Source organism: Halopseudomonas sp., from assembly GCF_047631575.1.
Taxonomy (GTDB): Bacteria; Pseudomonadota; Gammaproteobacteria; order Pseudomonadales; family Pseudomonadaceae; genus Halopseudomonas.
Window position 1 is genome coordinate 1 of sequence record NZ_JBLIAB010000004.1, and the last position, 12,293, is coordinate 12,293.

Consider the following 12,293-nt stretch of genomic DNA (forward strand, 5'->3'; position numbering starts at 1 on the left):
ACTCTTCAATAATTAAAGGTAACACACTGCAGATTACCGCCGGCATACTAAGTATCGCAGGAGGCGGGCAACTTGATTCTGTCGGCACCATGTTAATTGATGTAAATACATTACTAATGCCTGTTAAATCTACCATTTTAACTGGGGGCATGAGTAGTTTCATTTTAGGCAACAATCTTATTAACAACGGGATAATTCATTCTAAAGATTCGCTAACAATAAGTTATAATACAGCGCCAGTGATATATTTTATACAAAATCGCCTAAGCAGTTCCATATCTGCAATCAACACATTGAATATCACAGGCGCTGATTTTTACAATTCGGGGATAGTTTATTCGGGGCTTGCCACATCAATTATTAGCCCTAATAACCTCGAAAACTATGCATCAGGAGAAATAATCTCTGGCGGCAATGTGACACTCACTAGCAGCTACTTTAATAACAATAATAAAATTGTGGCTGAGAAAAATATTATAATATCATCCACTGATTTTAATAATCAGATAGCAGGTGGAGATACTCGCATATTAATTAGTACTGAGGCGCAAGCAAATTTCGTTTATGACCCGTGGCCGACTCCTTGCCCTGATCCATGTGTACTTTTTGTTACATCAGAGGATGGCGTTAAATTAGAGCTGGGTATTAATCAGTCACGCAATTATTCCCGAAGCTGGACCGAAACACAGAGCTATAATGGTAATGTTCCTAATGATAAAAATCGCCCACAAATCACATCAACAACCGGCGATATTACTATATCTGACTTTACGAGAGGACTTAACCTAGCAGGCATAATTTCAGGTGTAAATGTAAAGCTTGAACCGGCTACAGTTTCTAACACGGGCTTTACACAGTTTAAACATGATGCTTATTCACTTAGAAGTATTACTAAAACAGAAACGTATACAGATACAATTACATGGAGCGGTACTTTTGGGGCGATATCCACGTTTTCGAATAAGTATCTGGGCATAGCTGACTCCAAACTTCAGTATACAACATTTCTTTCCAATTCTGGGATATATGCTAGAGATACATTTACATCTATCGCGCCTGGCCTTATTTTTTCTATAGAGAGTGACATTACTGGAAGCGATGACACAAACGTTGATACGACTTCTAACATTGACCCCGCATCAGCAACGTCAGCGAGCAACATAAATGTAAGTACAAATACAGCAGTATTTCCAATAACAATTGACCCATTATTTCTTGCGCTACCGTCCAGTCCCAATGGTTTTTTCATCACGAGTAAAAACCCTTCCTCAGGATACTTAATAGAAACTAACCCACTGTTCCAAGTAGGATCGACTTTCGGAGGATCCGACTTCTTCGTTCAACGTTACGGCTTTGATCCAGAAGTATTACAAAAACGTTTAGGTGACGCTAACTACGAAGCGTACTTAATTCGGCAACAACTAATTTCTCAAACCGGCAATAATATGCTGGCCGGCTATGAAACTGAAGCAGTCTTGCTGCAAAGCATGATGGAGCAAGGTGCTGACGAAGCATTACGGCTCGGATTTATTTGGGGTACAAATCCAACACTCAAACAATTAGCTGATTTAACTACTGACATAGTGTGGATGGTAGAGGTTACTATTAATGGTGAAAAGGTTCTGGCACCAAAAGTATTTCTGTCTCAAAATACAAAAGACAATATTTTAAGCGGTGCCGTCATTGCTGCAGGCAATATTGATATTAGCGTAGCATCCTTTAACAATACAGGCGGCACTGTTGCTGCCAACGAGAAACTGGCAATAACGGCGGTTAATAATGTTACTAACACCAGTGGCAAAATAATAGGAGGGGATGTATCACTCGTTTCGACTGAAGGTAGCATTATCAACCAAACGTGGTCTGAAACGACAGGGGGCGAAGGCAATACCAACACAATTATAGGCCGGACTGCCTCAATAGAATCCCGGAATACATTATTATTAAGTGCAGAAAAAGACATCAAAATCCTCGGTGCTACCCTTACATCCGGTGGCAAGGCAGCGTTAAAGGCAGGCAATGATATTATTGTCGATACCATTGTTGACAGGACCTCGACTAGTTCAAGTAGTGGCAGTAATAACTCTGCTACTTCTACTACAACAACTACTGTAAAAAATATTGGATCAGCATTAACGTTTGGAAGTGACTTAGCACTCGAGAGTGGAAACCAAACAACAATTGCCGGCAGTGTTCTAGAAGTGAATGGTAACCTTGATGTCGATGCTAACGGTGGCTTCAGCGTAATAGCACGGCAAGACAGTGTAACCACCAACACCATTGAATCTACAGCAGGCATGGGTGTAGGTGGAGGTGTCTTTGGAAGTGAAACAACTACAACTGATAATTTTGTTGGCACTAACGCAGGATCTACATTAGTGGTAAAAGGAAACGCCAATATTGACTCAGACGGTACATTTTTACTTCAAGGCTCCGATGTCAATATCGACGGCAATGCTGATATTAATGCAGTAGGCGGCATTAGTATTTTGGACGGTCTGGATGAAGTAAAAACTACGACCGTGACACAGACCACCGCATTCTTGAAAGGAGAAGGGAATGCTGTTTCAGATGTTATGAGTACAGCTAGCTCATCTGCAAAATCCTTAAACGCTGACGCGGCCACATCGGCTAATGCCATAGCTGAATCAGATCATGATTTTAAATTACAAGAAACAACTACAACCACAACCAATTCGGGTAGTAAAACCAGCGTTGCCAGCACACTCAATGTCAAAGGTAATTTAAAAGCAGAAACAGCTGGCGCGCTCACTGTTCAGGGCTCAGTTATCGATGTGGGGGGTGATGCCACATTAGCGGCTGACCGTGTAGAAGTGCTAACTGGCCGAAATGAAACCTGGGATGAGACTGTAACGGACAGAACCAGTGTTGGTTTTTTTGCAGAAAATGACGCTGCCGCAAATGCCGGTACTGAAACAGAAGCTAATGCTAACGGTGTACTAGCCACCAATGCTGGTGCATCAGCGACGGCTAATGCATCTGCGTCATCTGTCGGAACAATGGGCGTACTGATTGAGCAAGATACCTCAACAAACTATGCTTTAACTAACAGCAAATCGGTTATCAAGATCGGTGGTAGCGGGTCTATTACTGCCGCGAATACTGCAAGATTTGTTGGTGCTGAAATTGAAACAGGTAAGGCGTTAACTATTGTTGCCACCGATATTATCAACGAAGCGGCAATCGATGTTATAGAAACAACATCGACAAGTAATCGGGATCTAGTCGGGGTTTACCTCAGTGGCCAAGCGAGTGCTCAAGCAAGCGCTGAAGCCAATGCCCAAACAGGCTTAGTAACAGGCGTAGATGGAAGTGTTCAGGCGTCAGCCGAGGCTGAAGCTGGAGCAGGCCTCCGTTATAACAATCAGTCCAGCACTACATCGCAAGGCAGTACTACAGTTGTAGGCAATAGCTTCAAGGCAGGTACTGACTTTTCCAGAACAGCCACAAACTTAATTGTAGATCAGGCAACGGATATCGAAGCCACTCGCGATTTTAACCAATCGGCTAATGTAATTCGTGATGAAGCAGTTCAAGACACAACGTATTCAACCAGTGATACGAGCGAACATGATGCAAGAATTGGTGTTTATGCAGGCGCTAAGGTAGAGGCTGGCGCTGAAGCAGGCATGTCTAGTGTTGGAATGCAGGGTGGGTCATCTGACGCGGGTGCTGAAGCCGGCGCTGGCTTGCAAGCGCAGTATGAAAATGAATATTCGTATTCTTCATCAGAATCCACAACAGCTGTCACCAGTCGATTTAAAGCAGGTGGCAATATTAATTCGACTTCTAAAGAGGCAACAACGTTAGTCGGTGCCGAGCTTATAGCGGGCGGGGACATTAATATCAACGCTGGATCTTTTGATTTTCTAGCGGCAGAAGATACTTCAACCAGCACCAGAGATTCTAGCGAGGTGTCAGTGGATGGCAAAGTTTCTCTTGCTGGCTCGGTTGGAGCAAAGCTAGATGCATCGTATGGTGGTGGTTCTGATACGGAATCGTCTAGTAAAGCACGTGTTGGAACAGTGACAGCTAGTAATAATCTCAACATTACAACTAAAAAGGATGCAACCTTCGTTGGCACCAATATGGAAGCTGGTAATCAAGCAAATCTCGATGTGGGAGGAAGCTTAGATGTCCAAGCAGCGAGAGACACCACATCATCGTCGGGCAGTAAGGCTAACGTCAGTCTATCAGTAAGTTCGACAGTAAAAGATCAAAGCGTTGGCATCGGTGGCGGGTATGAAAACAATGAAAGTAGCAGCAGTACCGCTGTGGTCGGCATCATCAAGTCCGGCGCTGGTGGCACCCAAATTAAGTCAGCGGGCGATGCGACTTTCGAGGGAACTCAATTTGCTTCTGACGGCGATACGTCATTGTCTGCGGGCGGCGCTGTCAACCTCAATGCTGCAAAGAATACAACGTCAGACGTTAATTTTGAATTTTCTGGCGACGCGGGCAAGGGTAAAGGCGGAGATGTAGAAGGGGTTGTTGGCGGTGGTGTGAGCGTTGCGGATAGCACCGCCTCAACAACGGTTGGGATTCAGTCGCTCGGGTCAGTATCGATAGTCGCTAAAAATATTAATAATCAAGCTGCGGACATTAACTCTACTAACGGCACAGAAACTCTGACCGGCATAGTGACTAATACCGAAGCTGAAAATAGCGAGTTTACTTTTGGCGCTGAGGCGCGTATCAAATCAGGTGGGGATTCACCAAACAACACTGGAACCCCAGGAGCTACGCGTTCTGGCCCTGACGGCGCCGATATCAGTTCGGCAACACGTCCTCGTTCTGGTGGTGGCGAACTCAGTCCGGCAACGCGGCCTCGCTCTGACGGTGGCGAACTCAGTGCGGTAACGCGGCCTCGCTCTGACGGTGGTGAACTCAGTCCGGTAACGCGGCCTCGCTCTGACGGTGGTGAACTCAGTCCGGTAACGCGGCCTCGCTCTGAGGTCGTCACGGACCGCACAGCAAATACGATTCAAACCTCAACTCCTGTTTCACCGTCTAGTGATTCCATACCCTCTATTGCTAGCGCTTCTTCTAATCAATTACTCGCTAACAATTCGACTTCGGTTGATATCAATGTCGTTCCCAGCACGCCTTCTGCGCCAATAACGCCCAAAGCAGCTGATCCAGCGGTCCCCGCTGTTACGTCTACCGAGACAGTAAATCCCAATGTCGCTAATCAGATTGTCCCGGCTGTTACGTCTACTGAAACAATAACGCCCACAGTGGTTGATCCCGTGGCCCAGGTCGTTGGGTCTACCGAAACGGTTACACCAAATGCAGCTGATCCAGTTGTACCGGCTGTGACGCCTACTGAGGCAGTAAACCCCAATATAGATGCTCCAGTTGTCTCGGTTGTTACGTCTACCGAGACGATAACGCCTCCAGCAGTTGATCCAGTGGCCCCGGTCGTTGCGTCTACCGAAACGGTTACACCCAAAGCAGCTGATCCAGTTGTACCGGCTGTGACGTCTACCGAGACAGTAAATCCCAATGTCGCTAATCAGATTGTCCCGGCTGTTACGTCTACTGAAACAATAACGCCCACAGTAGTTGATCCCGTGGCCCAGGTCGTTGGGTCTACCGAAACGGTTACACCAAATGCAGCTGATCCAGTTGTACCGGCTGTGACGCCTACTGAGGCAGTAAACCCCAATATAGATGCTCCAGTTGTCTCAGTTGTTACGTCTACCGAGACGATAACGCCTCCAGCAGTTGATCCAGTGGCTCCGGTCGTTGCGTCTACCGAAACGGTTACACCCAAAGCAGCTGATCCAGTTGTACCGGCTGTGACGTCTACTGAAACAATAACGCCCACAGCAGTTGATCCCGTGGCCCAGGACGTTGCGTCTACCGCCACGGTTACACCCAAAGCAGCTGATCCAGTTATACCGGCTGTGACGCCTACTGAGACAGTAAACCCCAATATAGATGCTCCAGTTGTCTCAGTTGTTACGTCTACCGAGACGATAACGCCTCCAGCAGTAGATCCAGTGGCCCCGGTCGTTGCGTCTACCGAAACGGTTACACCCAAAGCAGCTGATCCAGTTGTACCGGCTGTGACGCCTACTGAGACAGTAAACCCTAATATAGATGCTCCAGTTGTCTCAGTTGTTACGTCCACTGAGACGATAACGCCCAAAGCAGCTGAACCCGCTGACACTGAAACGGTCCATGGTGTTTCTAAAAAGATTGTAGACACCGTTAGAGCCATTCCAAAGGGTCAGCGACCAGATCCTTCTACCTACCTAGCCAAAGAGACAATCGATAATCAATTGGCAGAATTTGACGGTGGTGCATCTTACCTTGTGTCTAAAGCAGCATTCGATCGTTTCAGTAAAGGCAAAGATAACGTTGGCCGTCCAGATGGCCAGTTCGTTATGTCAGGGAAACAACTGGACGCATTATTACTTAAAGCTGATGGGGATTTGGCGCTGATAGAAAAAGAGTTGGGCATCCCGGAAGGCTCATGGCAAGGTCAAGAATTCGTAAGGATCGACATTCCAGATCCACGGTCATTGTCACTACGCTTACCCGATGGCAACGAGAGCGGCGCTAATGACTTGTGGGTCCCAGGCGGCAAGTTACCAACGGGCCAGCTAGAGGCCGTCGTTAATCAGATACCGACGGGGTCTTATACTGAAACCTCATTAACCGCATCGGTACAAAAGCTGAAAGATAACGCTGCTGCTGCCACCGCGCCTACCAAATCGGTCACGCCTCAACCGGCTGATCCAACTGTCACTGAAACAGTCGCTAATGAATCGGGTACTCCAGATAGCGAGGGCACTGGATTGAGAGCGCGTGATCGGCTAAGAAAATCTGTACTAGCTGCCGAGGGATGTGTTGAACAAACTTTGGAGGATGGCCAAGTAATATGCATACAAGCTGAATAGCTTTTTCAGTCAAAGTGCTTTATTTGCTAATATTCAATCCAATCTGAAGTAAAAGGTATCGGCTAAATGAAAATCATATCAGAGCAAGCTTGGTCTTATGTGCTCTTCGATAATGGGACGCACTGGATATTAACGTTCTTACTGGGGGGCCCTGTTGAGATTGACGTCAGCGTCCGCCTCGAAGATGACGAAATCATGAAGATAAAACAGGATGGTTCGTTTTTATCTCAGCTACTGGAGAAGTTTAAAGCGAATCGTTCCCATTATCGTGACCGTGAGGTTAGACCGCCCGTATGGCCCTAGCAAGTCAAGTGAACACATAAAATAACCTCACCTACAGCACCGTTTCAATAGACACGGTGCCCGGCGACCAGATCACCCAACCGCTGACGATCATCCTCTAGCACCATTGCCAACTCGGCGTGCCTGAGCGCAAACAGCGCCTGCCGCCGAGCGCTACGCGCCAGTTCGACGCCCTGTCCGGCCAGCAGCAGCAATCCCTTTTGCAATCTCATCTGCACCTCGATTAGGCTGCCACCGTCACGTGCAATCGGCGCAAATATGTCATCGAACAGGTCATCGAGCTCCAATGTCGGTACGTGTACGCGCGGGTAAATGGGTGCAACCTGCATCTCGGCGACGCTCTGCTCTGAATAGCAGGAAAGAATCCTCACAGCACGCCCAAGCACATCGATCGCGGTACCAGGATCGTTGACTGCAGGTGAAAGCGCACGCGAGGCAATTTCTGCGAGAACGGAGAGACCAAAGCGCGGATCCTGCTTGAAGGACCGGTCATTGCCCAGAGTGAATGCGCCATATACTGCCTCGTTTGACTCGTCGGCCTTATCGCCCCCCACACCATCGATCCAGGCAAGCACCCGCGGCTGGCTGACGAAGGCTCCAGGCAAGCAGGAAACCCATATCCTCCAATCGTGCGCCTCCGCCAGACGCGACAACTCGACCATATCCAGATGCTGGATCAATCCGGTTGACTGCGCATAAACCGGCCGGGCAGAGTCCGGGGGTACGTCCTGAGCTCCTCTAATCGTCACCCCACCCAGTCCCGGATTACATATACGCTCCTTAAGAGCGGCAAGAGTGACTGTCTCGACCCGCCCAATGGTGTCGCCCACGCGCCCAAAATGCGACAGATGCTCAATCCAGCGCAAAATAGTGATTACTATAAGCAAGATAACCACTAGGGTGGCCAGAAAAAGGATGGCCCTACCGCTATCGTCATAGGTACCGGTACTCAGAGCCGTGATCCCCACCAGGCTGAACAGAAAGCTGCCGATGAAGGTGCCCAGCACATTCTGCGTAGTCGTATCCTGCATCAGCAAGAGGGTGGCCCTGGGCGAAGCTGTATTGGTTGCCGCGCCATAGGCCATCACCATAATACTGAGCGAAAAGGTGGTCACCGCCAGCATGCTCGAAGCAAGAATATTCAGGATGTCGCCGACAGCGTTCTGGCCCAGACTAAGATCGACCCAAGCAGGCAGAGCGCCTTCCAGCGCGGCAGCGGCCAGAGCCGCGCCGACACCGAGTAGGGCAAAAAGGGTAGCGCGCACCCAGAGCGTGCGCGTCCACTGCAAAGCCAACCACTGCCATTTGGAAATCATGTCTACTCCTCTCGCGGAACCGTCGGCAACGCCACATGACGGCAGGGATCAATGTCCCTATAATCGTGCCCATCATTCTAGCCGTTAATCTGCAGGACATCCTGACCAATGACTCACGCCACCGGCACCCTGTATATCGTCTCCGCTCCGTCCGGCGCCGGCAAAACCAGCCTGGTCAAGGCACTTATCGATCAACTCGACAGCTTGCGAGTGTCTGTTTCGCATACCACCAGAGCTATGCGCTCCGGGGAAATCGACGGCGTGAACTACCACTTCACCAGCCGCGAAAGCTTTCTTGCTCTCGTGACTCAGAGCGATTTCCTTGAGCACGCCGAAGTGTTTGGCAATTTGTACGGCACATCGCAGAGCGCTGTAGAAAAAACCTTGGCGCAGGGCAACGACCTGATCCTGGAGATCGACTGGCAGGGCGCACAGCAGGTCCGCAGGGCAATGCCCGATTCCAAATCAATATTCATCCTGCCCCCCTCGCGTACTACTCTGCGTGAGCGCCTAACAAACCGCGGCCAAGACGAGGAAAGCATCATAGACGGGCGCATGGCATTGGCCGTTGACGAAATCAGTCACTATGTCGAATACGACTATCTGGTGATCAATGATGATTTCAATACCGCCCTAGATGACCTTAAGTCGATACTGCGCAGCGCCCGACTCAATATCGGCCACCAGGAGGATCGATATCAGGAACTATTGACGGCGCTCTTGTCATAGTGCCTGTCAATTCAGTACACTGGCTGGTCCTGCGTTCCGTTCTTGGGCGCCTCTCGTTTAGATAGTCAAGCCGTTCCGGAGTACACCATGGCCCGCGTTACTGTAGAAGACTGCCTGGAAAATGTAGAAAACCGTTTTGAGCTGGTCATGTTGGCCACCAAGCGTTCGCGTCAGCTTGCCACGGGCGGCAAAGAGCCCAAGGTTGCGTGGGAGAATGACAAGCCCACAGTTGTCGCACTGCGCGAAATAGCAGCAGGTCTGATTTCCAACGAGATACTGGCGCAGGAAGCGATTCAGGATCAGCAGGAGCCGCTGTACTCGATGGAATCCGACCTCGAGGAGTAACTCCTTGGGCAGGTCGATGTCGGACCAGACCCGCACGTCAACGAAGGGCGTAAAAGCGCCCTCCATGCGGGCTCCGGAAGGTATAGACACTGATGTCCCTGCCGGCACATCGGGGATAGAGGCGTTTGTCGAGCGCTTGGCGAACTACCTCGAGCCGGACCAGATCAATCTGGTCCGTCGCGCCTATTACTACGCCGAACAAGCCCATGACGGACAGACACGACGCAGTGGCGAAGCTTATGTCACGCATCCTCTTGCAGTAGCCCATATTCTTGCCGACATGCACATGGACCATCAAAGCCTGATGGCTGCCATGTTGCACGACGTGATCGAAGACACCGGTATTCCCAAGGATGCTCTGGTCGCACAGTTTGGTGAAACAGTGGCCGAGCTAGTCGATGGCGTCAGCAAACTGACCCAGATGACCTTCGAAACCAAGGCTGAAGCCCAAGCAGAGAACTTCCAGAAAATGGCTCTGGCTATGGCTCGGGATATCCGCGTGATTCTGGTGAAATTGGCGGACAGACTGCATAACATGCGGACTTTGGATGCCCTAGGGGCCGAAAAACGTCGACGCATTGCCAAGGAAACCTTGGAAATATACGCCCCGATTGCGAACCGGCTCGGCATGCACAATCTGAGCACCGAATTCGAAGATTTGGGATTCAGGGCGATGTACCCGATGCGTTCGGACCTGATCCATCGTGCAGTACGTAGCGCCCGGGGCAACCGCAAGGAACTGCTGAACAAGATTCTCGACTCGCTGCAGAACTGCCTTGAGCGCGAGGGATTGCCCGGAAAGGTCATGGGTCGCGAAAAGCACCTGTTTGGCATCTACCAGAAGATGCGCGGCAAACGCAAAGCATTCCACGAAATAATGGACGTCTATGCCTTCCGTATTATCGTCGACAAGCCTGATACTTGCTACCGGGTGCTTGGCGCAATTCATAGCCTTTACAAGCCATTTCCAGGGCGCTTCAAGGACTATATAGCAATTCCCAAGGCAAATGGTTACCAGTCCTTGCACACCACCCTTTTCGGCATGCATGGGGTACCCATCGAGATCCAGATCCGTACCGAGGAAATGGAGGAGATGGCCAATAATGGCATCGCCGCGCATTGGGTTTACAAATCCAAGGATGAGGTCATCAACGGCCATCATGCGCGTACCCGGCAGTGGCTCAAGGATGTACTCGAACTTCAACAGAACGCGGGCAGCTCGCTGGAATTCATCGAGAATGTGAAGATCGACCTGTTTCCCGACGAGGTTTATATATTTACTCCCAAGGGCCGCATCATGGAGCTGCCTAAAGGCTCTACACCGGTTGATTTCGCCTATGCAGTGCATACCGACGTGGGCAATAGCTGCATCGCCTGTCGGGTAAATCGCCGGCTTGCACCCTTATCCGAGCCACTGGAAAGCGGTCAGACGGTAGAAGTGATTCGCGCGCCTGGCGCACGCCCCAACCCAGCCTGGTTGAGCTTTGTCATCACTGGCAAAGCGCGCAGCAATATTCGACATTTTCTCAAACATCAACGCCACTCCGAGTCCATCACACTGGGAGAGCGGCTACTGGATAAGGTTCTGGCAAGCTTCGACACCAGCCTGACGGCGATCCCTGAGAGCAACATCAAACAGGTCCTGAAGGACTGCAAGGTGGAGCTGATGGAAGATCTACTAGCCGATATAGGCCTGGGCAACCGCATGGCCTATGTGGTTGGGCGCCGTCTTCTCGCCAGCGAAGGTGCAATCGACCCCGAGTCGAAAAAACCCACCGCCGCGGAACCCGGCAGAACAACCGAAAAACCTCTGTCCATTCGCGGTACCGAAGGCCTTGTTGTCAGCTTTGCCCGCTGCTGTAATCCGATTCCGGGAGACCCTATAGTAGGTTACCTGTCCTCCGGCAAGGGCATGGTCATCCATCAGGAAAATTGCAGCAACCTGGCGGAGAATCGTCACAGTAATGAAAAAACCTTGCATCTCACATGGGATAAGGACGTGAGCGGCGAATTTACCGTCGAGCTTAAGGTCGAGCTGGAGAATGAGCGTGGCATCATCGCGCAGCTCGCGGCGGGTATCACCATGGCCGATGCAAGTATCGACAAAATCAGCGTCGACGAACGCGACGGACGTGTTAGCGTCGTCCAACTGGTAGTGCGTGTCCGCGACCGCCTCCACCTTTCAAAATTGATAAAGCGCATACGAACCTTGACCGGCGTGATGCGCATCACACGTCTCAAAAACTGATCCGACATCGGAGATTCAATGAACAAACAAGTCATCACGAGTGACCGGGCACCTGCTGCCATTGGTCCCTATTCCCAAGCCATGAAAGTGGGCAATACTGTTTACCTATCGGGTCAGATTCCTCTGGACCCGGATACCATGGAAGTGGTTGAAGGGATGGAGCGTCAGATCTGCCAGGTGTTCGATAACCTGACTGCGGTTGCTGAAGCCGCCGGTGGCAGCCTGCAGGATATCGTCAAGTTGAATATCTTCCTCACCGATCTTACCCACTTTGGTCTGGTCAACGACGTCATGACTCGCTATTTCAAACAGCCCTATCCTGCCCGCGCCGCCATCGGCGTCGCGTCTTTGCCCAAGGGTGTGCCAGTAGAAATGGACGGCATCATGGTCGTCAGCTAAACAGCCCTTCATCGACGAAAGGCT

6 protein-coding genes are annotated in these 12,293 nt (G+C 50.2%); 5 read left to right on the forward strand and 1 reads right to left on the reverse strand.

Features of this window, described 5'->3' with window-relative positions; translation table 11 throughout:
* Window positions 1–89 precede the first annotated feature (89 nt).
* Window positions 90–6,929 carry a hemagglutinin repeat-containing protein gene (locus tag ACJAXR_RS08795; protein WP_415057895.1) on the forward strand — a complete coding sequence of 2,280 codons (6,840 nt, stop codon included), beginning with the start codon at window positions 90–92 and terminating at the stop codon, window positions 6,927–6,929.
* A 347-nt stretch (window positions 6,930–7,276) separates the two neighbouring features.
* Here ACJAXR_RS08795 and ACJAXR_RS08800 read toward each other — a convergent pair whose 3' ends face one another.
* Window positions 7,277–8,548: a DUF2254 domain-containing protein gene (locus ACJAXR_RS08800; RefSeq protein ID WP_415057896.1), complete on the reverse strand. Its 1,272-nt coding sequence runs from the start codon at window positions 8,546–8,548 to the stop codon at window positions 7,277–7,279.
* A 108-nt stretch (window positions 8,549–8,656) separates the two neighbouring features.
* Here ACJAXR_RS08800 and gmk point away from each other — a divergent pair, with 108 nt between their 5' ends.
* The 4 genes from gmk (at window position 8,657) to ACJAXR_RS08820 (ending at window position 12,269) form a co-directional block, all read left to right on the forward strand.
* Complete coding sequence (gmk, locus tag ACJAXR_RS08805) at window positions 8,657–9,277, forward strand: guanylate kinase (RefSeq protein ID WP_415057897.1); 621 nt, start codon at window positions 8,657–8,659, stop codon at window positions 9,275–9,277.
* Between the two features lie 87 nt (window positions 9,278–9,364).
* The gene (rpoZ, locus tag ACJAXR_RS08810) at window positions 9,365–9,622 is read left to right on the forward strand and encodes a DNA-directed RNA polymerase subunit omega (RefSeq protein WP_339843943.1); all 258 of its coding nucleotides are present in this window, start codon (window positions 9,365–9,367) and stop codon (window positions 9,620–9,622) included.
* 64 nt (window positions 9,623–9,686) lie between these two features.
* Window positions 9,687–11,870, forward strand: a complete 2,184-nt coding sequence (gene spoT, locus ACJAXR_RS08815) for a bifunctional GTP diphosphokinase/guanosine-3',5'-bis pyrophosphate 3'-pyrophosphohydrolase (RefSeq protein ID WP_415058203.1) — start codon at window positions 9,687–9,689, stop codon at window positions 11,868–11,870.
* Between the two features lie 18 nt (window positions 11,871–11,888).
* Entirely contained in the window at window positions 11,889–12,269 is a 381-nt protein-coding gene (locus ACJAXR_RS08820; protein WP_415057898.1) for a RidA family protein, read from the forward strand.
* The last annotated feature ends 24 nt before the right edge of the window (window positions 12,270–12,293 follow it).